At 61.4% G+C, this 26812-nt stretch carries 22 protein-coding genes, 1 tRNA gene and 2 pseudogenes; 14 read left to right on the top strand and 11 right to left on the bottom strand.

The window, feature by feature from the left end; all coding sequences use genetic code 11:
• The first annotated feature begins 2 nt into the window (after positions 1-2).
• From ACEWPL_RS14700 to ACEWPL_RS14680, 5 genes are all read left to right on the top strand, one after another.
• A complete protein-coding gene (locus ACEWPL_RS14700; protein ID WP_393929452.1) occupies positions 3-2852 on the top strand; it encodes a molybdopterin oxidoreductase family protein in 2850 nt (949 codons plus the stop codon).
• The gene (locus ACEWPL_RS14695) at positions 2849-3055 is read left to right on the top strand and encodes a hypothetical protein (protein WP_393929454.1); all 207 of its coding nucleotides are present in this window, start codon (positions 2849-2851) and stop codon (positions 3053-3055) included. The genes ACEWPL_RS14700 and ACEWPL_RS14695 overlap by 4 nt, the downstream gene beginning before the upstream one ends.
• On the top strand, positions 3052-3807 hold the full coding sequence (locus tag ACEWPL_RS14690; RefSeq protein ID WP_393929456.1) for a 4Fe-4S dicluster domain-containing protein: 756 nt from the start codon (positions 3052-3054) through the stop codon (positions 3805-3807). The genes ACEWPL_RS14695 and ACEWPL_RS14690 overlap by 4 nt, the downstream gene beginning before the upstream one ends.
• Position 3808: 1 nt before the next feature.
• Positions 3809-4687: a dimethyl sulfoxide reductase anchor subunit family protein gene (locus tag ACEWPL_RS14685; protein WP_393929459.1), complete on the top strand. Its 879-nt coding sequence runs from the start codon at positions 3809-3811 to the stop codon at positions 4685-4687.
• A gap of 140 nt (positions 4688-4827) precedes the next feature.
• Positions 4828-5748 (top strand): calcium/sodium antiporter, encoded by a 921-nt coding sequence (locus ACEWPL_RS14680; RefSeq protein WP_393929462.1) that lies wholly within the window; start codon positions 4828-4830, stop codon positions 5746-5748.
• 68 nt (positions 5749-5816) lie between these two features.
• Here ACEWPL_RS14680 and rpsA read toward each other — a convergent pair whose 3' ends face one another.
• The 5 genes from rpsA to ileS form a co-directional block, all read right to left on the bottom strand.
• A complete protein-coding gene (gene rpsA / locus ACEWPL_RS14675) occupies positions 5817-7499 on the bottom strand; it encodes a 30S ribosomal protein S1 (protein WP_393929464.1) in 1683 nt (560 codons plus the stop codon).
• A 239-nt stretch (positions 7500-7738) separates the two neighbouring features.
• The gene (gene cmk / locus ACEWPL_RS14670; protein WP_393929466.1) at positions 7739-8350 is read right to left on the bottom strand and encodes a (d)CMP kinase; all 612 of its coding nucleotides are present in this window, start codon (positions 8348-8350) and stop codon (positions 7739-7741) included.
• A 176-nt stretch (positions 8351-8526) separates the two neighbouring features.
• Positions 8527-9537, bottom strand: a complete 1011-nt coding sequence (locus ACEWPL_RS14665; protein ID WP_393929468.1) for a PAS domain-containing protein — start codon at positions 9535-9537, stop codon at positions 8527-8529.
• A 104-nt stretch (positions 9538-9641) separates the two neighbouring features.
• Positions 9642-10805: a trans-sulfuration enzyme family protein gene (locus ACEWPL_RS14660; RefSeq protein WP_393929470.1), complete on the bottom strand. Its 1164-nt coding sequence runs from the start codon at positions 10803-10805 to the stop codon at positions 9642-9644.
• 104 nt (positions 10806-10909) lie between these two features.
• Positions 10910-13909 carry an isoleucine--tRNA ligase gene (gene ileS, locus ACEWPL_RS14655; RefSeq protein ID WP_393929472.1) on the bottom strand — a complete coding sequence of 1000 codons (3000 nt, stop codon included), beginning with the start codon at positions 13907-13909 and terminating at the stop codon, positions 10910-10912.
• 192 nt (positions 13910-14101) lie between these two features.
• Between ileS and ACEWPL_RS14650 the strand changes: the two genes are divergently transcribed.
• Positions 14102-14506 carry a group III truncated hemoglobin gene (locus ACEWPL_RS14650; RefSeq protein WP_393929474.1) on the top strand — a complete coding sequence of 135 codons (405 nt, stop codon included), beginning with the start codon at positions 14102-14104 and terminating at the stop codon, positions 14504-14506.
• A gap of 45 nt (positions 14507-14551) precedes the next feature.
• Here ACEWPL_RS14650 and ACEWPL_RS14645 read toward each other — a convergent pair whose 3' ends face one another.
• Genes ACEWPL_RS14645 through ACEWPL_RS14635 form a run of 3 tightly spaced genes read right to left on the bottom strand, consistent with a single transcriptional unit; the run spans position 14552 to position 17441 of the window.
• Positions 14552-15565 carry a YcjF family protein gene (locus tag ACEWPL_RS14645; protein WP_393929476.1) on the bottom strand — a complete coding sequence of 338 codons (1014 nt, stop codon included), beginning with the start codon at positions 15563-15565 and terminating at the stop codon, positions 14552-14554.
• Positions 15562-16017 (bottom strand): GNAT family N-acetyltransferase, encoded by a 456-nt coding sequence (locus tag ACEWPL_RS14640; RefSeq protein WP_393929478.1) that lies wholly within the window; start codon positions 16015-16017, stop codon positions 15562-15564. Before ACEWPL_RS14640 ends, ACEWPL_RS14645 begins: the two co-directional genes overlap by 4 nt.
• Positions 16014-17441 (bottom strand): YcjX family GTP-binding protein, encoded by a 1428-nt coding sequence (locus ACEWPL_RS14635; RefSeq protein WP_393929480.1) that lies wholly within the window; start codon positions 17439-17441, stop codon positions 16014-16016. Before ACEWPL_RS14635 ends, ACEWPL_RS14640 begins: the two co-directional genes overlap by 4 nt.
• A gap of 173 nt (positions 17442-17614) precedes the next feature.
• Between ACEWPL_RS14635 and truA the strand changes: the two genes are divergently transcribed.
• From truA to ACEWPL_RS14610, 5 genes are all read left to right on the top strand, one after another.
• The gene (gene truA / locus ACEWPL_RS14630; RefSeq protein ID WP_393929482.1) at positions 17615-18388 is read left to right on the top strand and encodes a tRNA pseudouridine(38-40) synthase TruA; all 774 of its coding nucleotides are present in this window, start codon (positions 17615-17617) and stop codon (positions 18386-18388) included.
• Between the two features lie 375 nt (positions 18389-18763).
• Positions 18764-18840, top strand: a tRNA-Arg gene (locus ACEWPL_RS14625).
• Positions 18841-18971: 131 nt separating this feature from the next.
• Positions 18972-19601, top strand: a complete 630-nt coding sequence (locus ACEWPL_RS14620) for a hypothetical protein (RefSeq protein WP_393929484.1) — start codon at positions 18972-18974, stop codon at positions 19599-19601.
• A 77-nt stretch (positions 19602-19678) separates the two neighbouring features.
• On the top strand, positions 19679-20119 hold the full coding sequence (locus ACEWPL_RS14615) for a hypothetical protein (RefSeq protein ID WP_393929486.1): 441 nt from the start codon (positions 19679-19681) through the stop codon (positions 20117-20119).
• 483 nt (positions 20120-20602) lie between these two features.
• Positions 20603-20905 carry a helix-turn-helix transcriptional regulator gene (locus ACEWPL_RS14610; protein ID WP_393929488.1) on the top strand — a complete coding sequence of 101 codons (303 nt, stop codon included), beginning with the start codon at positions 20603-20605 and terminating at the stop codon, positions 20903-20905.
• A gap of 398 nt (positions 20906-21303) precedes the next feature.
• On the opposite strand, the gene ACEWPL_RS14605 is transcribed toward ACEWPL_RS14610, so the two are convergent.
• Together ACEWPL_RS14605 and ACEWPL_RS14600 are read right to left on the bottom strand one after the other, a co-directional pair.
• Positions 21304-21765, bottom strand: a complete 462-nt coding sequence (locus ACEWPL_RS14605; protein ID WP_393929490.1) for a hypothetical protein — start codon at positions 21763-21765, stop codon at positions 21304-21306.
• A gap of 90 nt (positions 21766-21855) precedes the next feature.
• Positions 21856-22848, bottom strand: coding sequence for an IS1595 family transposase (locus tag ACEWPL_RS14600; protein ID WP_393929492.1), 993 nt, complete (start codon positions 22846-22848; stop codon positions 21856-21858).
• A 267-nt stretch (positions 22849-23115) separates the two neighbouring features.
• On the opposite strand from ACEWPL_RS14600, the gene ACEWPL_RS14595 reads away from it, so the two are divergent.
• Positions 23116-23688 (top strand): outer membrane protein, encoded by a 573-nt coding sequence (locus ACEWPL_RS14595; RefSeq protein ID WP_393929494.1) that lies wholly within the window; start codon positions 23116-23118, stop codon positions 23686-23688.
• 285 nt (positions 23689-23973) lie between these two features.
• Here the strand turns inward: ACEWPL_RS14595 and ACEWPL_RS14590 are convergent.
• Positions 23974-24358: pseudogene (locus ACEWPL_RS14590) on the bottom strand (transposase); the annotation flags it as partial.
• A gap of 827 nt (positions 24359-25185) precedes the next feature.
• On the opposite strand from ACEWPL_RS14590, the gene ACEWPL_RS14585 reads away from it, so the two are divergent.
• On the top strand, positions 25186-26334 hold the full coding sequence (locus tag ACEWPL_RS14585) for a rhamnan synthesis F family protein (protein WP_393929496.1): 1149 nt from the start codon (positions 25186-25188) through the stop codon (positions 26332-26334).
• 122 nt (positions 26335-26456) lie between these two features.
• Positions 26457-26812, top strand: a pseudogene (locus tag ACEWPL_RS14580) (IS5 family transposase); the annotation flags it as partial.

Genomic DNA, 26812 nt, shown 5'->3' with positions numbered 1-26812 from the left:
AGATGAAAGGCACCACGCCCGCCGTGACGCACCGCCAGCCTGACCTCGACCTCAGCCCGCACGTCTCGGACGAGGTGCGCAAGACCACCTGCTACATGTGCGCCTGTCGCTGCGGCATCGACGTGCATATGAAGGATGGAAAGGTGGCTTATATCGAGGGCAACCGCGACCACCCGATCAACAAGGGCGTGCTCTGCGCCAAGGGCAGCGCGGGGATCATGCAGCACAACTCGCCCGCCCGCCTGCGCGCGCCGTTAAAGCGCATCGGGCCGCGTGGATCGGGTAAGTTCGAGGAAATCAGCTGGGACGAGGCGCTATCGCTGGCAACCGAATGGCTCGCCCCCCTGCGCGAAAAGGCGCCGGAGAAGCTTGCGTTTTTCACCGGGCGCGACCAGTCGCAGAGCTTTACCAGCTACTGGGCGCAGAATTTCGGCACCCCGAATTACGCGGCGCATGGCGGCTTTTGCTCGGTCAACATGGCGGCGGCGGGCATCTACACGGTTGGCGGCTCCTTTTGGGAGTTCGGCAGTCCCGATTGGGAGAACACCAAGCTCTTCATGCTGTTCGGCGTGGCCGAGGATCATGACAGCAACCCGATCAAGATGGGGATCGGCAAGATCAAGGCGCGCGGCGCCCGCGTCATCGGCGTCAATCCCATCCGCTCAGGCTATAACGCCGTGGCCGATGACTGGGTCGGAATTACGCCGGGTACCGATGGTCTTTTTATCCTCGCTCTGGTGCATGAGTTGATGAAGGCGGGCCGGATCGACGTCGATTACCTCTCGCGCTACACCAATGCGCCCGTGCTGGTGAATTGTGATCCGAAATCGCCCGAACATGGCCTCTTCCTGCGGAATGCGGACGGCAAGCCGCAGGTAATCGACCGGAACACAGGCAAGCTGGCCGCTTTTGACGCCAAGGGCATCCGCCCCGATCTGCACGCGACTCACCGCGCGGCAGGCGTGACGCACCGGCCGGTGATGCACCTGATGGCCGAGCGCTACCTCGATCCGCAATACGCGCCCGAGGCAGTGGCCGAGCGCTGCGGTGTCACCCCGCAGAAGATCAAGGCAGTCGCCGCCGAGCTGGCCCGCGTCGCCTTCGATGAGGCGATCACGCTCGATCGCGAGTGGACGGATTTTCGCGGCGAGACGCACCAGACCATGACAGGCCGCCCGGTCAGCTTTCACGCGATGCGCGGTATCTCGGCCCATTCCAACGGGTTTCAGACCTGCCGGGCGCTGCACTTGCTGCAGATCCTTCTGGGCACGGTCGAGGTGCCCGGCGGCATGCGGTTCAAGCCGCCATACCCCAAGCCCGCCTATGCCCATCCCAAACCGCATTCAAACAGCACCCCCGGCAAGCCGCTGGATGGCCCGCATCTGGGATATCCCGCCGGTCCCGAGGATCTCTGCCTCAAACCCGATGGCAGCCCCGCACGCATCGACAAGGCTTTTACCTGGGAAAATCCGCTGAGCGCGCATGGCCTGATGCATATGGTCATTTCCAACGCCCATGCAGGCGACCCCTACCGGATCGACACCCTCTTCATGTATATGGCGAACATGGCGTGGAATTCGTCAATGAACACGTCGGGCGTGATGCAAATGCTGACCGACAAGGGCGAGGATGGCGAGTACATCATCCCGCGCATCATCTATTCCGACTCCTATAGCAGCGAGATGGTGGCCTATGCCGACCTCATCCTGCCTGATACGACCTATCTTGAGCGCTACGATTGCATCTCGCTGCTCGATCGCCCGATCAGCGAGCCGAACGGCGCCGCCGACGCCATCCGCTGGCCCGTGGTCGAGCCGGACCGCGATGTGCGCAGCTTCCAATCCGCGCTTTGCGAGCTGGGCGCGCGCCTGAAGCTGCCGGGCTTCGTCAATGAGGACGGCAGCGCGCGATATGCCGATTATGCCGACTACATCACCCATCACGAGCGCAAGCCCGGCATCGGCCCGCTGGCCGGCTGGCGCATGGGCGCCAATGGCCTGACCCACGGGCGCGGCGCCCCGAACGAGGCGCAACTGGACAGCTATATCGCGAATGGCGGCTTCTGCGTGCAGCACATCCCCGAAGAGGCGCAATACTACAAGCCGTGGAACATGGCCTACCAGGAATGGGCGGTGAAGATCGGCCTTTTCGACGCGCCTCAGCCCTATCTCTTCGAACTCTACTCCGAGCCCCTCCGCCGCTTCCAACTGGCCGCCGAGGGCCATGGCGACCGCCAGCCTCCCGATGACCTCCGCGAACGCATCAAGGCTACGATGGACCCGCTGCCCATCTGGTATGCCGCGCTCGAGGATGGCTATGTAGACGAGGCCGAATACCCGATCCACGCGCTGACTCAGCGCCCGATGGCGATGTATCACAGCTGGGGCAGTCAGAACGCATGGTTGCGGCAGATCCACGGGTACAACCCGCTTTACCTGCCCGCGCACGTCTTCGAAGAGCATGGGTTCAAGGATGGCGACTGGGCGCGCGTCACCTCGCCTCATGGCGAGATCACTGTGCCTGTCGCGCATATGGCCGCGCTCAACCCGCATACCGTCTGGACTTGGAACGCCATCGGTAAGCGCAAGGGCGCCTGGGCGCTCAAGGACAATGCCCCCGAGGTCACCAAGGGCTTTCTCTTGAATCACCTCATCCACGAATTGCTTCCGCCCAAGGGCGACGGCCTGCGCTGGTCAAACTCCGACCCCATCACCGGCCAAGCCGCTTGGTTCGACCTGCGCGTGAAGATCGAAAAAGTGCCCGCCCCCGCCGAGGCGCATCCTGTTACCCCGGCGCAAGCCTCCCCCGTCGGCCAAGGCCCGGATAGCCTGGCATGGAAGGTGGGCACATGACCGGCCCGCAACGCACCCTCCTCATCATCCTCGCCTTTGTGGCCCTCGTCGTCGGCTCCTTCGTCTGGTTCATCTCCACATGGGACGCGGATCACGAAGAACCTGTGACCCTCCGCACCGCCGCCCCCATTCTTCTTGCGAGAAATATCCCGGGGTCCGGGGCAGCGCCCCGGTCCGCCGCCGCAAAAGGAGCCGGCACATGACCGCGCTCCCCCCGTCCACTCCGCGCAAGCTCGGCCTCGTGATCGACCTCGACACCTGCGTCGGCTGCCATGCCTGCGTCATCTCCTGCAAGGGCTGGAACACCGAGAATTACGGCGCCCCCCTCAGCGACCAGCGCCCCTACGGCGAGGACCCCACCGGCACCTTTCTCAACCGCGTGCACAGCTACGAGGTGCAGCCCGAGGCGGGAGCCGCCCAGCTCGTCCATTTCCCGAAATCGTGTCTTCATTGCGAGGATGCGCCCTGCGTTACCGTCTGCCCCACGGGGGCCAGTTACAAACGCGCGGAGGACGGCATCGTTCTGGTCAACGAGACCGACTGCATCGGCTGCGGTCTCTGCGCCTGGGCCTGCCCCTATGGTGCGCGCGAGATGGATGCCGAGGAAGGGGTGATGAAAAAATGCACCCTCTGCGTCGATCGCATCTACAACCAGAACCTGCCCGAGGTTGACCGCGTCCCCGCCTGCGTGCGCAGTTGCCCCGCCGGCGCGCGCCATTTCGGCGATCTCAATGACCCCGAAAGCCATGTCAGCCAGCTGACCGCCGAGCGCGGCGGGTTCGACCTGATGCCCGAGCAAGGTACAAAGCCGGTCAATAAGTACCTGCCAGCCCGCCCGCGCGATCAACTAGATCAGGCGCCTCAGACCGATATCCTCGCTCCTTTCCTCGATACGCCCATGACCGAGCCCAAGGGCTTCGTCGCCTGGCTCGACCGCGCGCTCTCGAAGGTCTGACATGCATCCCGCACCGTCCGTCATCATCTTCACCACGCTCTCGGGCCTCGGCTTTGGCCTGCTTTTCTGGCTGGGCGCGGGCCTCATCGTGCCCACCGGCTGGGCCGGCTTCGCCTTCTTCGCCATCGCCTACCTTCTGGCGGTGGGCGGCCTTCTGGCTTCTGCCTTCCATCTCGGTCACCCCGAGCGTGCACTCAAGGCGTTCACCCAATGGCGCACCAGCTGGCTCAGCCGCGAGGCGTGCGCGGCGGTGGCGGCGCTCATTGTCATGGCACTCTACGGCGCAGGTCTGGTCTTTTTCAATCAGCGCTGGGCGCCCCTTGGCTGGCTTGGCGCGGCGCTCAGCCTCGGTGTCACCTTCATCACCTCGATGATTTACGCCCAGATGCGCCCTGTGCCGCGCTGGCATACATGGCTGACGCCGGCGCTTTACCTCTCGATCTCGCTCGCCGGCGGGGCGCTCATGGCCGGGCAGGTGACGCTGGCCATCACGCTCCTGCCCATCGCGGGGCTGATCCAGATCGCATGGTGGGTGCGCGGCGATGGCGCGCTCGCCCGGTCAGGCACCGATCTGAAGACCGCTACCGGCCTCGGCGCCACCGGCACGCCCCGCGCGTTCGAGCCGCCCCATACCGGCACCAACTACCTCTTGCGCGAATTCGTGCATGTGGTCGGCCGCCGCCACGCGTTCAAGCTGCGCCTCATCGCGCTGACTCTGGGCTATGTGCTGCCGGTCATGCTGCTGGGCCTGCCGGGCGGCCATGTCACGGCGGCGATCGCGGTCCTCAGCCATATCGCCGGTATCGCCGCCTCGCGCTGGCTCTTCTTTGCCGAGGCCGAACATGTCGTCGGCCTCTACTACGGCAAGCGGCAGGCCTGACCGGCCCTCTTTCATTGTTCCGAAAATACTCAAACACCGCCCGTGCGACAGGCGCGAGATATCTATTTCGCGCAGGACCTTGCAGTCCGGCGGCCGCGTTGTCACTTGCAAGCGATCAACAGCCCGGAAGCGGAGCCATCATGGATTATCTCTACGTCGCCCTCGGCCTCATCGGCCTTTTTCTGGGGGGTGATGCGCTGGTGCGCGGCAGCGTCGGTCTGGCCCGGCGCATGGCAATTTCGCCCCTGCTGATCGGGCTCACCGTGGTCGGCTTCGGCACGTCCACGCCCGAGCTTCTGGTGTCGGTGGACGCCGCACTAGGTGGCGTGCCGGATGTGGCGCTGGGCAACGTGGTGGGCTCGAACATCGCCAACGTCCTGCTGATCGTGGGCGCGACGGCGCTGATCTGGCCAATCACGGTATCGGGGGCGACGCTGCGCCGCGACACGATGGTCATGGTAGCCGCCGCGCTGGCGCTGGTGCCGATCCTGGCGCTGGGCGAGGTGGGGCGCCTGCCGGGCGCAGCGTTGGTCATGGCGCTCGCCGGATACCTTGTCTGGGCCTATCTGCATCCGGGCGATGCCGCACCGGACGAGGCGGATCTTCCGCCACCCATGCCGGCCCTGCGCGCCGGACTCTGGCTCGGGGGCGGGCTGGCCGCGCTGATGCTGGGCGCGCGGTTTCTGGTCGATGGCGCCGTGGCCATCGCGCAGGATTTCGGCTTGTCGGAGGCGTTCATCGGCCTCACCATCGTGGCCGTGGGCACGTCGCTGCCCGAGCTGGCGACATCGGTGGTCGCCGCCTTCCGCCGCCAATCGGCCATCGCCATCGGCAACGTCATTGGCTCGAACATCTTCAACGTGCTGGGCATTCTGGGCCTGACGGCCGTCATCTCGCCCATTCCGGTCGCGCCGCGCTTCCTTGGCTTCGATCTGCCGGTGATGATCGCGGCGTCGCTACTGCTGACCGCACTCTTGCTGCTGCGTCCGGTGATCGGGCGCGCCATGGGTGTAGGGATGCTGATCGCCTATATCGCCTATATCCTCGCCGCGCAGGGCTGACGCGGCACACACGAAAAAGGCCCCGCAGTTTCCTGCGGGGCCTTTCCCAATTCAAGCCTTGAGGCAGATCAGTCCTTTTCGGACTTCAGCGCCGCGCCAAGGATGTCGCCCAGCGACGCACCCGAGTCGGACGAGCCATACTGCTCGACGGCTTCTTTCTCTTCGGCGATCTCGCGTGCCTTGATCGACAGGCCCAGACGGTGCGATTTGCTGTCCACGTTGGTCACGCGCACATCGACCTTGTCACCGACCGAGAAACGGTCAGGGCGCTGCTCGGCGCGGTCACGGCTGAGGTCCGAGCGGCGGATGAAGGACTTCATGCCCTCATATTCCACTTCGACGCCGCCATCCTCGATCGAGGTCACCGTCACGGTGATGATCGAGCCGCGCTTCACGCCGCCAACCGCTTCGGCAAACTTGTCGCCGCCGAGGTTTTTGATCGAAAGCGAAATGCGCTCCTTGTCGGTGTCGACTTCCGAGACGACCGCCTGAACCATATCGCCTTTGCGGTAGTTCTGGATCGCATCCTCGCCACGCTCGTCCCAGCTGATGTCGCTGAGGTGAACCATGCCGTCGATCTCGCCTTCGAGGCCGATGAACAGACCGAATTCGGTGATGTTCTTGACCTCGCCCTCGACCTCGGTGCCCTCGGGATGGGTCTCGGCAAAGACTTCCCACGGGTTGCGCATGGTCTGCTTGAGACCAAGGCTGACGCGGCGCTTGGCCTGGTCGATTTCGAGCACCATGACCTCAACCTCTTGCGAGGTGGACACGATCTTGCCGGGATGGACGTTCTTCTTGGTCCAGGACATTTCCGAGACGTGGACGAGGCCCTCGACACCCGGCTCCAGCTCGACGAACGCGCCGTAATCGGTGATGTTGGTCACGCGGCCCGTATGGGTCGATTCCAGCGGGTACTTGGCCGCAACCATGTCCCACGGATCTTCCTGAAGCTGCTTCATGCCCAAGGAGATACGGTGGGTTTCCTTGTTGATCTTGATGACCTGAACCTTGACCGTCTCGCCGATCGACAGGATCTCGGAGGGGTGGTTCACGCGGCGCCATGCCATGTCGGTGACGTGCAAGAGGCCGTCCACACCGCCCAGGTCGACGAATGCGCCGTACTCGGTGATGTTCTTGACGACGCCGTCCACGTTGTCACCCTCGGTCAGCTTGCCGATGACTTCGGCGCGCTGCTCGGCGCGGCTCTCTTCGAGGATCGCACGGCGCGAGACCACGATGTTGCCACGGCGGCGGTCCATCTTGAGGATCTGGAACGGCTGCTTGAGACCCATGAGCGGGCCGGCATCGCGCACGGGGCGCACATCGACCTGAGAGCCGGGCAGGAAGGCCACGGCGCCGCCGAGATCGACGGTGAAGCCGCCTTTGACGCGGCCAAAGATCGCGCCTTCGACGCGCTCTTCTGCGGCATATGCCTTCTCGAGGCGATCCCATGCTTCTTCGCGGCGGGCCATTTCGCGGCTGATGACGGCTTCGCCACGCGCGTTTTCGGCCGAACGCAGGAAGACTTCGACTTCATCGCCGACGTTGATGTCGGGCTGCTCGCCGGGGTTCGCGAATTCCTTGAGATCGACGCGGCCTTCCATCTTGTAGCCTACGTCGATGATGGCCTGGCCCGCTTCGACAGCGATGACCTTGCCCTTGACGACTGTGCCCTCTTCGGGCGTGTCCATTTCGAAGCTTTCGTTCAGGAGGGCTTCGAATTCCTCCATAGATGTATCTTGAGCCATGTGGTCTCGGGTTCCTTTATGGGTTTATTCGGGCCGTGCGGTTGTCTCCGCCGGTCTGGGTGACGTCCACGGGATCGTGGAGCGGGTTTCGTTGGTCAGGCGATATGCGAAAACCCGAAAGAGGCCGCGGGGTGAGCCGGGCCCTGCTCGGGTACTTTCGGAATCGCGATAGGTATCGCCCTAGTGACAGGCGCGCGTATACGGGCAATCCGCCCGATTGGCAAGGGCAGGCGAGTGGCCTAGCCCTGTTGCACGCGCTCCACCTCGGCGATGGCGGCGGCCACCGCCTCTTCGATGGTCATGCGCGATGTATCCAGCTGCACGGCATCCTCGGCGGGTTTGAGGGGCGCGGCGGCACGGGCGCTGTCGCGGGCATCGCGCTGGCGCAGATCGGCCAGCACGTCCTCATAGGTGACATCATGGCCGGTGCTGGTCAGCTCGGCCAGGCGCCGCGCCGCGCGCACCTCGTCCGAGGCGGTGACATAGAGCTTCACATCGGCGTCAGGGCAGATGACAGTGCCGATATCGCGCCCATCCAGAATGGCGCCGCCCGCGCGCGCCGCGAAGGCCCGCTGAAAATCGATAAGCGCCTGGCGCACTTCGGGGATGGCGGCCACGCGGCTGGCGGCCTGGCCGACCTCGGGGGTGCGCAGATCGGGCGCTTCCAGATCCTTGGGCTGAAGTTTGAGGGCCGCCTCGACCGCGCCCTCGCCGTCGAGCATCCGCCGCCCCGTCGCGCGGTAAAGGAGCCCGGTATCGAGATGGGCAAATCCGAAATGCGCGGCCAGCCTGCGCCCGACGGTGCCCTTGCCCGCCGCTGCCGGTCCGTCGATCGCGATCGTGAATGCCATAGCCTGACTGCCCTTGCCGCTGCGCCCTCTGCATGGGTACTGCAACGCGGTCCCGGCCTCAAGCGAGGGCGCGAAAATATGCGCGACCCGTGCGCCGGCCGCGTAGCGCCATGGGTATTTTTACTAAGAAAAACCGTGGCGCTCGGCGCTTGATGTGTCTGGAAAAGGCGGGTGACCTATCCTTCGTCCATCGGAAGGTTCAGGGTCACGATCAGGCCGTCCGGCTGCCAGTCGAAGTGAAGCGCGCCATTCGATGCGGCGATCAGCTTGCTGACGATATCCGCGCCGCTTTCCCTTGTGGGGGGCGTGACCTCGGGGCCGCCGACCTCGTGCCAGACCATTTGAAACTCGTTCGCTTCGGTCAGGGACCATGACAGATCGACCCGCCCCGTTTCACTGCCAAGGCTGCCGTGCTTGACCGAATTCGTCGCCAACTCATGCAGCAAGAGCGTCAGGGACGTGACCATGTCGCCGGTCAGATCGATATCGGTGCCGCTGAAGCGAACCTGCCGCTCACCCAGTGGCGCATAGGCGAGCAAGAGTGTGCGCGCCAGATGTTCGAATTTCAGCTGGCTGGGCCGGGTGCTGGTCAGAGTGTCGAAATGGGTCTGGCCGAGGGCGACAAGCCGCTCGATGACCTTTTCGCTGTATTCCTCGGGATCGGTTTCTGCGCGCCCGGTCATCTTGATAACGACGCTCATCACGTTGACGATGTTCTTGAGCCGGTGCAGCAATTCCGAGGTGCGCAACTCCGCCTCGCGGCGCTCCTTGGCGCGGGCCTCGGAGATATCCAGTTGCGAGCCGAAGCGGAAGATCAGCTGCCCCTCTTCGTCGTAGATCGGACCGATCTGAAGCGCGTTGATGAATTTCTCGCCACCTTTGCGATAATTCACGATCTCGATCATCGCCACCTCGCGCGAGGTCATTGCAGCGCGGATCGCTTCCACGCTTTCGCGGGTGGTCTCGGGGCCTTGCAGAAACCGGCAGTTCCGTCCGACGAATTCATGCTCGTCATAGCCGGTCAGATCGCAAAATGCCTGATTGGCAAAGACGATCGGTTCGTCCGGCCTGGTCGGATCGGTGATGCAGAGGGGCAGGCGGCTGTGTTTGATGGCATGGGCGAAAACGTCGTTTTCGCGGATCGTCTCGGGCGAGAGACTGACAACATCCTTGAGATCGAGTGACATTCTGGCAAGCCAATTCAGTTAACAAGTCTGATCTTATATGACGAAGCTTTTGGGCGGTGCAAGTGATGCGCAGGGCGCGCGTGCGCAGTTTGTTCCCTGGGCGGTCAGCTTGCCGCGCGGTCAAGCGCCTGCTCCAGATCCTCGATGAGGTCAGCGGCATCCTCGATGCCGATCGACAGGCGCAGGAGGTTCGGGTGCACGTCGAAACCGGGGCCTGAGACGGTCTTGCGATGCTCGATCAGGCTCTCAACGCCGCCCAGCGACGTGGCCGGGTAGAAAAGGCGGCAGTGGCGGGCGGTGTCGATAGCGGTTTGCTCGCCCCCCTTGGTGATGATCGAGAGCATGCCGCCGAATATGCCGCCGGTCTGGCGGCGGGCGATGTCATGGCCGGGATGCGCGGGCAGGCCGGGATAGAGCACCGATTGCAGCAGGGGATGCCCCTCGAAGTGTTTGGCGATGGCCAGCGCGCTGGCGGTTTGCCGCTCAACGCGGAGCATGAGGGTGCGCATGCCCCGGATCAGCAGCCAAGCGTCGAAGCTGTGCAGGACGGTGCCGTGAAGGGTGCGGATCGACGTGATCTCGTCCCACATCCCGCCCATCTCACGCACGGCGAGCGAGCCTGCGGTGACGTCTGAATGACCGCCCAGGTACTTGGTGGCCGAATGAAACGAGATATCGGCGCCATGATCCAGCGCGCGGCAGCCGGGGGGCGGCGTGCCGGTGCAGTCGGTGACCAGCTTCGCGCCCGCATCATGCGCGACCCTTGCGGCGGCGGCGATGTCGGTGACGGTCCAGTCAGGATTGCTGGGCGTTTCAACCCAGACCAGCGCGGTCTGACCGGGGCGCATTGCAGCGCGCATCGCGTCCAGATCGCCGACCGGGTGAAAATCGACCTGGAGCCTGCCGGTGGCGTGATGTTTGCGCAGCTGGTGGAGGACGCCGTGATACATGACGCCGGGCGCGACCACATGCGCGCCCATCGGGAGCGCCTCGAGCACGGCATTGGCTGCCGACATGCCCGACGCAAAGAGAAGCGTGGAGGCCGCACCCTCGATATCGTTGATGACGGCCTCGGCCAGTTCTGTCGTCTCATTGCCGTCGCGGCGGTAGATATAGGGCTGGCGGGGGGCATAATCGGCGCCGCGCGCATAGGTCGATGAGGGCTGGATCGCGGGGGTGACGGCGCCGGTGCGTTCCTCGACATGGTGGAGGGCCTGCGCAAGGCGGGTCGCCGGGGAAAGGGGCGCGTTGCGGCGGTCGTGGGTCATATGCTGGCCTTTGCGGTCATGGCCGGGCGGGACGCCTTCGGCGAGAGTATTTTTGCCAAGATGAAGCCGGGCGCGAAAGGGGAATTCCGCGCCCCGCCGTTTCGTCAATCCAGAGCGTCCGAGCAGCGCTGGCAGGTGCCGGGATGTTTGTGCGTGCCGACATCGGGCAGGATCTTCCAGCAGCGCAGGCATTTCTCGCCGGGGGCCTTTTGGAAGATGACGCCGATGCCTTCGGTTTCGGGCAGGCGGAAGGCCTGCTGGGGGGCGTCGCCCTCGCGGATGTCGATGGCCGAGGTGATGCACACATCCTCGAACGGCACGGATCTCAGCGCCTCCTCGGTGGCGGCATCCGCGACGAAGACCTGCGGCGCGGCCTCGAGCGAGGAGCCGATGACCTTGTTCGTGCGCTCGACCTCGAGCGCTGCCGTCACAGTGCGGCGCGCCTGACGGATGCCGGCCCATTTCGCGGCAAGGTCAGGGTTCAGCCAGCTTTGGGGCGTCTCTGGGATATCCTGCAAATGCAGGGACGACCCGTCGCCCGGGAACCGTTCGAGCCAGACCTCCTCCATGGTGAAGACCATGACGGGGGCCAGCCACGTGGTGAGGCGGTGGAACAGCAGGTCCAGCACCGTGCGCGCGGCGCGGCGGCGGGTGGTATCGCCGTCGCAATAGAGTACATCCTTGCGCACATCGAAATAGAAGGCCGACAGGTCGAGCGTGCAAAAGTTCAGCAGCGTTTGCGTGACGCCCTGGAAATCGTAGGCGGCATAGCCTTCGCGCACGCGCGCATCCAGCTCGGCCAGGCGGTGCAGAACCCATTGCTCCAGTTCGGGCATCTCAGCGGGGTTGATCCGATCGGATTCTTCGAAATGCGCGAGCGCGCCCAAGAGGTAGCGCATCGTGTTGCGCATCCGGCGATAGCTGTCGGAGACGCCCTTGAGGATCTCCTGTCCGATGCGCAAATCGCCGGTGTAGTCCGATTGGGCAACCCAGAGGCGCAGGATATCGGCGCCGTATTGCTTGGTCACATCTTCGGGGGACACGGTATTGCCGACCGATTTGGACATCTTGTTGCCCTTCTCGTCCAGCGTGAAGCCATGGGTCAGCACGCCGCGATAGGGCGCGCGGCCGATCGTGCCGCAGGCCTGCAACATGGACGAGTGGAACCAGCCGCGATGCTGGTCGGTACCCTCCAGATAGAGATCGGCCAGACCGTCCTCCGAGCCGTCCTCGCGGTCGCGCAGCACGAAAGCGTGGGTCGAGCCGCTATCGAACCAGACGTCGAGGATGTCGTCGACCTTGTCCCACTCATCGGGGTTCACGAGACCCGAGAGGAAACGCTCCTTGGCGCCCTCCTTGTACCAGGCGTCGGCACCTTCGGCCTCGAAGGCCTCGAGGATGCGGGCGTTGACCTCTGCATTTTGCAGCAAGAAGCCCTCATCCGTGGGTTTCGCCCCCTTGCGGGTAAAGCAGGTCAGCGGCACGCCCCATGCGCGCTGGCGCGAAAGCACCCAGTCCGGGCGCGCCTCGATCATCGAATAGAGGCGGTTGCGGCCCTTTTGCGGGGTCCATGTCACCAGCTCGTCAATGGAGGTCAGCGCGCGCTCGCGGATCGTCTTGCCATAGGTGTCCTGCCCGTCCCCCACGGGACGGTCGATCGCGGCGAACCATTGGGGCGTGTTGCGGTAGATGATCGGCGCCTTGGAGCGCCAGCTATGCGGGTAGCTATGCTTGATCTTGCCACGTGCCAGAAGGCCGCCGACCTCGGTCAGCTTGTCGATGATAGCCTTGTTGGCGTCGCCTTCCTTGCCCTTGGCGGTCAGGATCGCCTTGCCGCCGAAGAAGGGCAGATCGTCGCGAAACGTGCCGTCATCCATGACGTTATAGGTGATGACCTCCTGCAGGCGGCCCAGATCGCGGTAGAGCTCGAACTCCTCCATGCCGTGGCTGGGCGCGCAATGCACGAAGCCGGTGCCTTCCTCGTCGGTGACGAAATCGGCGGCGCGGAAATCGCGGGGCTGGTCCCATTCGCCCATCGAGCCATCGCTGCCCGCAAGGGGGTGCTTGAGCGAGAGGCCCGCCAGCTCGTCCGAGGTGACCCCGCGCACGCGTTTCCACATGCCTTCGTCGAGGCGGGCCCGCTTGAAGACCTCGCCCGCCAGCTTGTCGGCCAGAAGGAAGCGGTCGCCGGGGGCGGCCCAGCACTCGTCAGGCGTGTCGATGACCTCGTAGAGGCCGTAGTCATAGTTCGCGCCGTAGACGACCGCCTTGTTGGACGGGATGGTCCAAGGTGTCGTGGTCCAGATGACGACATTGGCGCCGATTAGGTCAGGTGAGGCTGCTTGAGGAGTGCGCTCGTAGGCTCGTCCTGACGCCAGTTCGCGAGGCCAAAGTTTCCCATCGCCATTGTCAACGCCCTGCACGACCTCGAACTTCACCCAGATCGTGAAGCTTTCCTTGTCGTGATACTCAACCTCCGCCTCGGCCAGCGCGGTTTTCTCGACGGGCGACCACATCACGGGCTTGGACCCCTGATAGAGCGTGCCGGTCATCAGGAACTTCTGGAACTCCTCCGCGATGATCCGCTCGGCACGGAAATCCATCGTGAGGTAGGGTTTTTCCCAGTTGCCGGTGACGCCGAGGCGCTTGAACTCGCTGCGCTGGATGTCGATCCAGCCATCGGCGAACTTGCGGCATTCCTGCCGGAAATCGACGATATCGACCTCGTCCTTGTTCTGGCCCTTGGCGCGGTATTGCTCTTCGATCTTCCACTCGATGGGCAGGCCGTGGCAATCCCAGCCGGGGATGTAGCGGGCATCCTTGCCCATCATCTGCTGGCTGCGCACCACCATGTCCTTGAGGATCTTGTTCAGCGCGTGGCCGATATGCAGGTGCCCATTGGCATAGGGAGGGCCGTCATGGAGGGTGAAGGGCTGGCGGCCCTCTGCGCGCTCGCGCAGGCGGTCATAGATGCCGATCTCTTCCCAGCGGGCCAGCCAATCGGGCTCGCGCTTGGGCAGGCCGGCGCGCATCGGAAAATCGGTCTGCGGCAGGTTCAGCGTGTGTTTGTATTCAGGGGCAGTTGTGGTCGTGTCGGCGCACATTACGGGCGTCCTTTATCTCGTGTCTTGGCAAGGATATGAGGGGGCGGCGCGAGTGGCTCGAACGCCTTGTCCCGGCGGCTCAGGTTTCAGAGCGCCGGGCATGTAATTCGAATGATGATCGCAATGAAACGCATCATGGCGGCGTTATAGGCGCGGTGGCGCTCGGCGTCCAGAGGGCGAAAGGAGACGGGGATGACCAATCCGCTGGCACAGTTCGAGATCAGCCGCGACGAGATTGCGCGCGTTGTCGCGCGGTTCTACGCGCAAGTGCGGCGCGATGCCGTGCTGGGACCTGTCTTTGCCGCGCATGTGGATGATTGGCCCGCGCATGAGGAAAAGATCACGCGCTTCTGGGCCAATGCCATCTTGCGCGAGCGGGATTATGACGGCAATCCGATGATGGTGCACAAACAAGCGGGGGACGTGAAGGGCGAGCATTTCGCCGTCTGGCTGGACCTGTTCGACGAGGTGCTGGCGCAGGAGTTGCCCGAGGAGACGGCGCGGCGCTGGTCTGCGCTGGCGCACCGGATCGGGCGCGCGCTGAAGATCGGGCTGGAGATGCGCGCGCCCACGGGTGCGGTGCCGAACCTGCGCTAAAGCGTTTCGCCTTTCTCTGATATCTCAGATTAATGGCGAAATGCTTTAGCTGGGAAAGAGCCCGCTGAGGGCCGTGGTGATGATACGGCGCACCTTGGGGCGTTTGGCGGGCGAAAAGGGCAGGGGGCGGCAGACCTCCATCGCGGCAACGCCGACACGGGCGGTCAGCGCGCCGTTGACCACACCCTCGCCAAAGCGGCGCGAGACCTTGCTGAGTAGGCTTCCGCCCGCGACCGAGCTGATCACGTCATCGCCAACGGCAACCGCGCCGGTGGCAACCAGATGCGTCATCACGGCGCGCGTCAGGCGCAGACTGCCCAGCGTGCCCGAGCGGCCGCCATAGATCTCGGCGATACGGCGGATCATGCGGATATTCGCGGTAAGTGCGGTGATCACATCGGCCAGCGCCAACGGCACCAGCGCGGTCACTGCAGCCACCTGCCGAGCCGCGCCTTCGACCTGCCGCAGCGCGGCGGCATCGAGAGGGGTTAGAAGCTCGGCCTCGGCCAGCGCCAGAAGGGTGCTGGCATCGAACTGATCGCCGCGCTGCTCGGCCAGCCGCGTGCGGCCCCAGCGCGTATCCTCGCGGCCCTTGTAGAGGGCGACCAGATCATCGGTCAGCGCGCGCGCTGCGGGCAGATCCTCGGCCGCGAGGGCGGCATCGGCGCGGCGGTGGAGCGTGTCGATCCGGCCCAGCCGGGCAAAGGCAGCCATTTCGCGAATCGCGATAACGACGAGCACGATCAGCAGCGCGGCGATAAGGGCCGTGACGGCATAGCCCAGCATCGGCACCCGCGCGATGAGGCTGGTGGCAAAATCCCAAGCGGCCAGCGAGATCGCCACGCCAAGGAGCGTGCCGACCAGCCCCCAGAAAAGCCGCGCCAGACGCGAGGGGCGGCGCGCGGCCAGAACGGCGGCGGTCTGCATCGCGGCGCCCTGGGGGTTGCCATAAGGCGGCTCGGGCAGGTCCGGCTCGGGCACCGGGGGCGCCTCAGACGGCGCGGCGCGGGGGGCGCTTTCGTCCAGATCGAAAAGAACAGGGCCTTTGGGGCGGGTCATTGCGCGCGCCTTTCACTTTGCCAGAGCATTTGGATATCGGGCAGACGCTCGTCATTATCCGCGCCATCGCTGCGCCGGGTTTCGGCAAAGCCCTGCGCGGTGTAGAAGGCGCGGGCGGTCTGGTTGGCCTCGGCCACCCACAGCTCCAGCTTGGGCGCGGCGCGCTTGGCATCATCCAAGAGCGCCCGTCCCAGCCCGCGCCCCTGCGCGCGCGGATGAACGTAAAGCGCATGCACACGTGCGCCATCGCGCGCTATGAAGGCGGCAGGCCCGCGCGTATCATGCAGTACGCGCACCCAGCCTGCACGCGTGATCCGCGCCATCACGCGCAGATCCGTGCGGTATGGACGCACGCGCGGCAGCCATGGTGTGCGGCGGCCAAATCCCCAGAGGATCGCGGCCATCTGCGGCACGTGCCACATGCGCGCGCGCAAAGGGGCTGGCGCGCTCATAGCCGGTCCCCGATCAGGAACTGCGCCGCGCGGTCGAGGCGGATATGGGGCGGGCCCATGCCAGGTTTCAGCTGCAGACTCGCAGGCGCGAATTTCATGATCTGGTAGTCGCGGTCCAGCCAAGTCTCATGCCCCTGCCGGGCGGCTGCAATCAGGCTGGCCGGGCTGTCGGGCAGCGCGCCGGGATAGAATGCTGCCTCTTTGCCGCGCGTTCCATCGGGTTTCTGGAGCGTTCCGCGCACGCAGTCCAGTGTCTCGCCCTCATGCTCGCGCACCTCCTCGACCGTCGCGCGCAGCGAGGCCAGCGCGAGGGACGCCGTCTGTGCGCCCTGAAAATCGGCGCGCGCGCGGGCCTCGCTGGTCAGTGCCTCCATGAAGGCGGTCAGGCGGGCGTGTTGCGAATGGTGCAGGTGATCGGCCTTGGTCGTGGCAAAGAGGATCTTTTCCACCCGGCGGCCAAAGAAAATGCGGCTGAGGAACGCGTTGCGTCCCGGGCGAAAGGCGCTGAGGATATCGGCCATCGTATCCTGCAGATCGGCCACGGCAGGCGGGCCTGCATGGATCGCCTCCAGCGCGTCCACCAGCACGATCTGCCGGTCAATCTTGGAGAAATGATCGCGAAAGAAGGGCGCGACGATCTGCGATTTATAGGCGTCATAGCGCCGCTCCATCTCGCGCCAGAGGCTGCGGCGGGCGGGGCTCTCGGGCCTTTGCATCGGCGCGAAGGTCAGCGCGGGCGAGCCGGCCATGTCGCCGGGTAAAAGGAACCGGCCCGGCGCGATGCCGCTGAGGCCCTTCTGCCGCGCCGCTTGCAGATAGGTGGTGAAACTCTCGGCTAGCGCCCTGATCTGCGGCTCTTCCCACGTGCCCGCGCCGTCGGCCTCGGCCTCCTGCGCAAGGTACTCTGCGGCGATGTCGCGGCGCTGCATCGCCTCCAGCGCGGCGGCGCTCCATTCGGTGTAGGATTTCTCCATCAGGGCCAGGTCCAGCAGCCATTCGCCCGGATAATCCACGATATCGACATGCACCGTGCGCGGCCCCGACAGGCCAGACAGAAGGCCGGTGGGGCGCACGCGCAAGCTGAGGCGCAGTTCGGATATGGTGCGGGTGCTCTCGGGCCAATGGGGCATGGGCGCGGTCAGCGCATCGAGGTGATGCTCGAAATCAAACCGTGGCACGGTATCGTCCGGCTGCGGCTGCAGGAAGGCCGCGCTGATACGCCCCTCGGCAGCTGCGGCAAGGCCGGGCATGCGCCCCCGCTCCAGCAGGTTGGCAACCAGCGAGGTGATGAAAACCGTCTTGCCGGCGCGTGCAAGGCCGGTCACGCCGATGCGGATCACAGGCTCGAAAAACGTCTCGGAAACGGTGCCCGATATCCGCTCGGCCCCGCGGGTGAGGCCGTCTGCCAGGTTCGATATGCCCAATGCGCGGCCCTTTCCGTGATGCCTTGCGTCCATAGATAACGGCGGGATCGCTTGGATTCCAGTGGCAGGGTCCGGATCGCCTGTCGCAAGAGTATTTCAAGGACGGTGAAAGCCTTGGAGGGTTCTCCCGGGGATGCTTTCACAGGGGCGGCAATTGGAGTATGGCGGGCGCCATGCCCAGATTTGCATTGAAAGTCGAATATCACGGGGGCCCCTTCGCGGGTTGGCAGCGCCAGCGTGACCAGCCATCCGTGCAAGGTTCGATCGAGGGGGCGCTGGCGCGGCTTGAGCCGGGGCCGCAGACCATCGCCGCCGCCGGGCGCACCGATGCGGGTGTGCATGCGTTGGGGCAGGTGGCCCATTGCGATCTGGCCAAGCCCTGGGCGCCTTTCAGACTGATGGAGGCGCTGAATTATCATCTGAAGCCTCAGCCGGTGGCCATTGTCGACTGTGCCGAAGTGGAGGAGGATTGGCACGCGCGGTTTTCGGCGGTCGAGCGGCGCTATTTCTTTCGCCTCGTGATGCGGCGCGCGCCGGTGACGCATGACAAGGGGCTAGTGTGGCAGGTGCCGCACGATCTGGACGAGGCGGCGATGCGCGCGGGCGCGGCGCATCTGATCGGGCTGCATGATTTCACCACGTTCCGATCCGCGATGTGCCAGTCGGCTAGCCCGGTCAAGACGCTGGACGCAATTGATATCGACCGCGTAGAGGGACCGGGCGGCGCGGAGTTGCAGTTTCGCCTTCGTGCGCGGTCTTTCCTGCACAACCAGGTGCGCAGCATCGTCGGCACGCTCGAGCGTGTCGGGCGCGGCGCTTGGATGCCAGATGATGTGCGCACGGCGCTGGAGGCGACCGACCGAGCGGCCTGCGGGCCCGTCTGCCCGCCGCAAGGACTTTACCTTGCTGGGGTAAGCTATCCCAATGAGCCTTTCGGCTCGGATTAGCCTTTGCGCTGGGCGGGTCCCAGCGCTGGAAAAGGGTCGCGCGGCCTATTGGCTGAATTGGATCGAGCAGCTCGCTTTCAGTCCTTACCGCCTATCAGTCGGCTGCATGCGATGTCCGAGAGCGACCGGCCGTGATGGCGACTAAACCGACGCACGACCGTTCTCGCCTAGCGGCGAGCTTGGCAAGGGAATCAATGTCATGACCACCTTGCCCAACACGGCCCGACCGTTTAAGCACTGCATCGGGATGCTCCCTTAGCTCAGCTGGATAGAGCAGCCGACTTCTAATCGTCTGGTCAAGACCCAATTTCGCTTTGATTCATGGGATAATTGGAAGTAGGTGAGTGTCACGGACTGTAATGCAGACCGTTTTGTGGCTCCGTAGCTCAACTGGATAGAGCAAGGACCTTCTAAGTCCGAGGTTGTAGGTTCGAGCCCTACCGGAGTCGCCATTCGGACATTCTGTGTAGCATGCTTACGACACGCTGCATAGGGGCGTCCTTACGACACGCTGCATAGGGGCGTCGTAGAGAGGCAGTCCGCGCGAGGGCTGCTCTCGAGTTCTTCCCCCAAACAAACCTGCATGAAACAGAAAAGAACATGGCCGCTTTTTCGGTTGCCGTGCTCTTCTTTGCGAGAGCACGGCAACCGAAAAAAGTGCCTCAAGAAAAACACAGGCTGGCGATCAAAAACCTCTGCTGCGGTTGGACAGCCAGTCATCACACACGCCCGGAAAAAAGGAGGAGCCCCGGGTTTTGGCGCCGCCATGAATAGCGGTGCAAACAAGGAGACGAACATGTCCAATTTCCATCTCAAGTCCACGAAAATTTCGCAAGATGAAAGCCTGAACGCTGTTCGCGCATTTTTCTCGAAACATGGGGAGGCCGCACAGAACGCTTCTCTTCTGCTCGGTGGCGCAACAGCGTATCGCAGGTGCCTTCGCCTGCTGTCTAGCCTGCGCGACGCGCCAATTTTATCTCGCCACCTCAAGCACGAGCTGGTGCAGCTGCATCGGCTGCTGATGCTGGACCCGATTGGTGATCCTGACGCCTTGGAAACAAAACTTTTTCTGGAGATCCATCCCGCAGACCCGATCGTCGAAGATCTTTGCATGTTAGCTGATCAACTGTTCGATCTGTTGGAAGTGATCGGCGCAAACTCGGACGAACAGGAAGCAAGGGCTGCACTTGCAGAGAAGCAGACAGCCGCGTGATTTTTTCCGCCGGCCCTGTGAGGGCCGGCACCTTGAAGGTGCAGTCGTGTTCTGCGCCAGAACCTGGAGAAGGTCACATGGATAAAATATTCTACGAAATTTCACTGGAGGAACTCTGCGCGAAAGTCATCCTCGAGAAAAACCGCCTCCTCGAGGAAATCCAAGCACCAGATGTTGCGGGAAGTTCATCTGATGCGGCTAAGATCGCTCGGTCAGCAGCCCTGCTGAATGGAGAAGGTCTTGTCGCAGATGGTGGCAAGCGGCACCTGGAAATCGTGGACGCGCTTCTTCAGCGACGGCTCGAGGAGGAGACCCTGGAAATGTACCCTGTGTTCGACGGTCGGAACGATGAAGAAGAAGGCGCAATTGGAACAGTTCGTGAAGAGCGTCTGCTCACTGTGGACGGTGTGAAAGTCGACAGGTGCCTCCGGCGGATGGACATGCTCTGCCAGATGCAACGTATTCTTTGTGCGCGGGTAGAAGCAGAAAGGGTAATTAATCGCAGGGCGTGTTTCTAAACTTCAAGGGCTTGCGCCGGGTCAATGGTCCGGCGCTCCTTATTGCATTTCCCTTTGGCCACTTCTTGTTTTTACGAAGGAAACAATTAAAATAAATGTCGACTTGTAGGGTTGATTTGTAGTCTCGTACGGTCCAATTATCAAACACGATGGAACCACGCCGAATCTCTTGAAGCAGACCTTCAGTCTGCTCTTTCCAGCACGAATGCTGGTGATTTTTTAGATTTGCACCTCATTGAGAGGGCGCAGCCAAGAGAAAAGAGGCTTTGAATGTTAAGCATGCCATTGCGCGCGAGATATGACAAATTCCAAGAAGTGCTTTGTAAGAATAGTCCAATACGAGATTGAACGGGACCCCAAGCCGTAGACCCAAAGACTCCTGATTTGCTGTTTTCAGCTTCCTTGACAGGCCAATGAAGGCCAGTCCGGACTTTTTAGTCCGAGGCTAAGTGGCGCACCTTGCGTCCAACAAGGAGTTTCGACATGGGTTATCAAACACGTAGTTCTTCCAGCCCGATGCCAAGTGTGAGCCTTTTCGATCATGAGCAGCTGAGAGAGATTATTCAACAGTGCCTCGTAGAGCACACAAGTGCACAGTCTGCTGAGCCGGAACCCGAATATCTTACGACGCGCGAAGTTGTAGCGATAACTAAGTTTTCCAAAGCAGCGCTTGAGGCATTTCGCGCAAAAAAGAACGCCGGACCGCCGTTTTATAAGCAAGGCGTGAATGTGCGATATCGGGCGGATGAAGTTCGTGCATGGATGGAGGCCAAAAGGTTCGAGTGATACTCGGTCGATAACTCGAGTAGTTTAAACATCCGTAAGCGATATTCTGGTCGCTTCCGGTGAGCTACTCCCCATCGGGTGGACATGTTCTGGGGTAATTTAAGCTACGTTCTGCACCTGCTGATCAAGGTTGGTTGTTTCATTTCTCAGCCAGTAGACCACGGTGGGTGGTCTGCCGCCAAGGGCTGAGTGTGGGCGTTGGGATTGTAGAAGGTCATCCATTTTCGGATGCCTGCCTTTGCCACTGAGCCAGTTTGCAAAGCATCCAGGTAGGACGCGCAACGTTCTAAGCTGCCAAATTGAGCCTTGAACCTGTAATTGACTTGAGCCTGTGCCTTAATTCATGGGGGTGTCCGCAATTCGTGTTGGTCGATATCGCCTCGGTCTACCGATCGAGTTCAGTTTGGCATCTTTGCCTGGCTGGCGAACCATATCCAGGTTCGATGAAGGGCGAAGGTGGCGAGGAGCACTACCGGGAGAAGGACGGCCGAAATCACAGTTAATATCATCGCAAGTTCGGGCAGATCGTAGTAGTGCTCACCGACCAGGGGCCAGAATGCAAGATGAAAAACTGCGCTCGAGATCACGAGAGCTACCCCGGAAAGCAAGCATGACGGAAGCATTTTGTCAGGCGTAAAGCCCTTGCGACGCAGGCCGAGAGCAAGAACGACGGTCGAGGCAGGCAATCTTGGAGTGAGAGCCAGACAGATCAGAGTCGCGATTTCAAGCAGGCGAATCTCGATGCCTGCTAAATATGCCAAGAGACCAAGCATTGGCACACTGAAGACGATGCTATGAGCAAGCACCGCAGCGATGGTCGCCTTGCTTCGCGAAGCTTTGGGTTCGGGATGAAGCGGCAATAGAGAGATCCCCAACGATTGGATGCACTGGACGTAGCTCCATAGATGGCAGCGCGGAAATCACGAACAGCCTGAAAGGGCGGTCGCGCCCTACGACATTCGAATGACATCTGCGGGTTGCACCCCTGCCAGCCGCACCTCCAGCCATCGAATATAGCCGACCAGGTTCTTGGTGGCCGGGCCGCAGAACGGCTTGATGAAGGCGCCATAGCGGGCGTGAAGAGAGTTCACATTCTGGATGTGATAGCAGCCTGCGGCAACGCGTGTTCCGGGCCTGCTGCCCACCACGAAATGTTCGATACCTCGTGCCGCTGCAAGGTTTTTGTAGCCGTTGCCTCCGTCCGAGCACAGCACGGCATCACCCGGAACCAAGGGTCTCATTGCGCGCTCCACCGTCGCGCTTTTGCGGTTCGGTAGCCGCTGGAACAGAAGAGAACCGCCACGGTCAGCAACGGTGAGAATAGGGAGGTGCCACCTCGACAGACCGCGCATCATCTTCAATCCTTGGGTCGTGAAATCCTCCCATCGCGGACGCGGCGGTTGAAGGACATTCTGCGGATCAGCGAAATGACGGACCCACTCGCGCGATCCCTTTCGAGACTCCCGCTGGTAGGTCTCGTCTGCCTCGATGATCCCGGAGAAATTCGTTGATGAGATGCTGCTCCCGATAATTGAGAAAACCAGCATACGCCAGCGCCAGACCTTGTATTTGTTGAGGTCAAGCTGCTTTGCGAGCTTGCGGACCGATTGCGGCGCGGAGCTGCCCAACATATCCCTCATCGCCTCCATGAACAGGTCAGGGCGATGGATGCGGCCGATGGCGCTCCCAGTTCGACCGGAATAGGTCTTCTCGCAGCCGTTGCAACGATAACGCTGAACCTTGGTCCGTGTGCGGCCCCATTTCTGGCGTCGTTCGTCGCCGCAGAATGGACACTTGCGCTCCCGGTTTGTCCGTGCTTCGATCTCTGAAATAACCTCCGTTTTGCGCCGGAGATCACAGATCTTCGTCTGTGCATCCTCGATCTGGGCTGGGTTTAGCTTGGCGAGAGCATTGAGAAAACGGCGAAAATCGTGGTGTAGCAAGGGCATCCTCCGCTGGAAAGGCGGAGTGATATAAGCCTTTTCAAGAAATCACGAAGCTCACCAACACGGTTTGCGGACACCCCCTAATTCATAATCGAATTATATCTTTAGTTGAGGATGTCCGTCATCTCACCAAAAAGTGTGCCATAAAAAACACGCCCCCGCAAACCCCACCCAAATATTGCATTCATGAGTGACGATATCTGGCTCAGAAGGTTAATAAAAGAGAAGCCTCCAGCCCTGTGTAAAATATCTAAGGATCACGAAATGAAGTATCTCTTTTCTGCCGTCGTCGCATCTGCACTAATGACTGGCGCAGCATTCGCCGACAACGTCGGTGCTACACCTAACTGGACTGGCTTCTACGCTGGTGGCCAGCTGGGCTATGCAAATGTCGAACTTAGCGTTGGCGGAGTCAGCAGTGACGAGAGCGGCGTTATTGGCGGTTTGGTCGCTGGTTACGACTACGACCTGGGCGCTTTCGTCGTCGGTGCTGGCTTTGACTACGACTGGTCCGACATCGGCGATAGTAGCGCTGGTGTTAGCCTGGACCTCGACAGCATCTGGCGCGCCAAGCTGCGCGGCGGCTACAAGATTGGTAACGGCTTGCTTTACGCGACAGCTGGTTACGCGGAAGCGACAGTCTCTGCGTCTGTTGCCGGCCTCTCTGTTGACGCCGACGACGACGGCTACTTTGCCGGTGCAGGCTACGATCATATGGTCGCACCGAACATGTCGCTCGGTGGCGAGCTTCTTTATCACGAGTTTGACAACTTCCTTTCAAGCGGCGTCGACGCTGATACATTCACGGCTCAAATTCGTGCGACTTACCGCTTCTAAGTTGGCAATTGGGCCAATCGCAGCCTGACATAAGAAGAAAACGCGCGACCTCTCCGGGCCGCGCGTTTGCGTGCGGCAATACACTGCCGGTAACAGATGCACGCCGAACCGGCTCGCTAACTCCGACACGGTCGCCTCGCCATTCAGCGCTTTCAGCGCCACCCTCGCCCTGAACTAAGGGGGCATGCTGCTTTCGTTTCGACATCTTCGATCTCCTTCGTGGTGAAGATCAGCAGACAGCAAATCCGAGCTTACGTCATTGTACAGTTTTCGGGGACCACCTCACTTGGATATGCCCGACAGCCCCATGGCCTGCACGAGATCGTCAGCCTTGCGGGTCGAGACGCCGCTGATCCAGGCCTCCTGTATCACCGCCAAAGGCTTGCTCAGAAGTCTTGCGGGCCTCGAGAAAGCCCGGAACGTAGCTGCCCTGCCGCAACTTCGGCACCTTCAGGTTCAGCGTGCCAAGCCGGGTGCCGAGCGAGCGATCCCGATACCCGTTGCGCCACGTAGTGCGGTCGCCGTTGCGTTCATGCCGTCCGGCACCAATCAAGCCATCGACATCGGCCTCCATCATCAGCTGAAGGACAGCCTCGGCGATGTTGCGCAATAGATCGCCCTGATCGTGCTTGGCCAGAAGCTCGGACAGGTCCATGTTGGTCTTGGTCATCGGGGTCTCCGTGTGGTTCGTGGTTGAAGCGTCGAAACTCCACCTCGATCATACACCTCGATGGCCACCTCGCCCTACACCGGCAGCGCCGATGAAATTACACCACGTCCTCGGACGCTACCCGGGATAGCCTCCAACTCGGTGTTTCTTCATGTGACATTCAGCGTCCTCCTTTCGGTTCTGGCATCAGTGTGGGCAGAGTGTCCTTACAATTGGTCCGACCCTAAACATTCTACGGTCCTTAGTAAGGGTTTGAGGCTTTGTGCTCCGGTCCGCAACTTCGGACCCCCGGACGCTGGATTCCAGCTTTTTTGGGCCTGCACTCCTTAATTGGACCACCCAGCTGAAGATTGCTCGTGGCTTAAGGCTCAGGGCGGTTGGCCGGCGTCTGGGACATTCATAAACATGTTCAACGGCTTGACTCTGATGGCGCTATGCGGACCGACGTCTTCGTAGACCCTACGCCACTCCTGATTTTTTCCAAGCATGGTCAAGGCGCATGAACCAATTTGTGTACATTGAGATTGTGACCGGCATGCCGTGGTGACGGGCTGCAGATGCAAGCAGATTTGCCGTGGTGAAGGAGCGCGCGGTTCTGATCCCTGTCGCTAAGGACGCCGGCCGCAAAGTGCTCTGTGTAGATCGATCTCACGTCAGTACTGACTAAAAGCTGGGGGATGGGGCGTGGGGACGCGTATAGACATCTTTCACAGCTCGCCTTAGAGCTGTGAAGGATAGGCGCAAGCCTGAAAGGCGCGCGCTTTATCAGCGCTGACGTCGTTCGCCAGTACTTGTTTAGGACCACAACAAGGAGAATGGGATTACAGATGAAAAAAATTCCACTTTGGAAGCTCAAACGCGAAAGTCAAAGACTTTTAAAGAATGTTGGTATGTTGCCGTATCAGGCGTTGGAGTATTACATTTTAACCAGTTACTACGACTTAAAAGTATCGCGGCTGCGTCGGAGCCATGCTGGTGAAGTACCCCTTACAAATGAAGCCGCCATATATCTCATTTACCCTTCAAACGGCCTCCTTGGTTCTCATCTTCAGATGCTGCGACAACTTAACATGCATGACATCAGTCCCATTTTGGTTTCCAATCTGCCACTGTCAAAGCAGGATATGGCAGCTCTGAAGCCGCTCTGCAATCGTGTAATCGAACGGCCAAATGTTGGATATGATTTCGGCGGATATCGAGATGGAGTACTTGGCATATCGGGCTTACTTCATGATCTTGATCGCTTATATTTGCTCAATGACTCATGCTGGATGATTGATCAGAATCGAAGCTGGTTTGACGAAGTGCGAGAAAAGAACGTCGATTTTTGTGGTGCCTCAGCGCATCTCGGTTTGAGTTCACGCGAAGTTCGTGAGCTCATCTGGTCCGATGAGGATGTGTTTCCTTGCTTTCATTACACTGCCTACGCACTATCCATTGGATCCCGGATATTGACCGATGCGGGGTTTCTGAAATTCTGGCGAAAGTTCCATCTATCTAATGACAAGAACGCGACTGTGCGCAGAGGAGAGATTGGGCTGACGCAGTGGGTCTTGCGTAGAAAAAAATTTAGTCACCTAGCGACTTGCCCTTTGACCAACCTCGATAAAGAAATTTCATCGCTAGACGACAACGAGCTAGATGCGCTGCTACGCAACTTGGTTCTGCCGAGCCATCCAAAACTACGAAAGGAGCTCAGTGAAATTCTAGACAGAAATACCTCGTCATTGAATGAAGTGCGACACGAAAGAATTGAATTTGTACTCAAAGCTATCAGTTCTTCCGGGTTAAGTTACGCCTTACCTTATTATACAACGCACTACCGCAAATTCCAGTTCGTAAAAAAATCTCCATTATGGTTGTCTCGCAGCGGATCCGATACGACGATGCTCCTGTTAAGCAAGATGACTGGTCCAATGGGACTCCAGGCAGCGGAAGAGGGAAAAAGTATCAGGCCACCCGACTGGCCAGTCTAAAATGTGCCAGTTTACCCTGTGTACCATTTGGCCTGATCGCTGGATCCGGGATAGCTTTAGGCTCTGGACCCATTGATTTCAGGTTCTCTGCGTGATTCACGGCTCCGAAAAGGAGCGATCTCATGTCTGATCTTTTCTGGTTGAGCGATGCGCAGATGGCGCGTCTGGAGTCCTATTTCCCCAAGCCTCACGGCAAGCCACGCGTTGATGACCGCAGGGTTCTGAGCGGGATTATATTCATCAATCGCAATGGCTTGCGTTGGCGCGATGCGCCTGCGGAATACGGTCCGCACAAGACGCTCTACAACCGATGGAAGCGATGGAGCGATAAGGGCGTCTTTGCTCGGATAATGGCCGGCTTGGCCGCCGAACACCGCGAAAAGAAGACGGTCATGATCGATGCAACCTACCTCAAGGCACACCGGACCGCGACCAGCATGGGCGTGAAAAAGGGGGGCGCGGACGCCTGATCGGGCGC

It is taken from the genome of Roseovarius roseus (assembly GCF_043355935.2).
Lineage (GTDB): Bacteria > Pseudomonadota > Alphaproteobacteria > Rhodobacterales > Rhodobacteraceae > Roseovarius > Roseovarius roseus.
The sequence above is the reverse complement of the archived record's forward strand: the minus strand, read 5'-3'. Positions and strand labels throughout refer to the sequence as shown.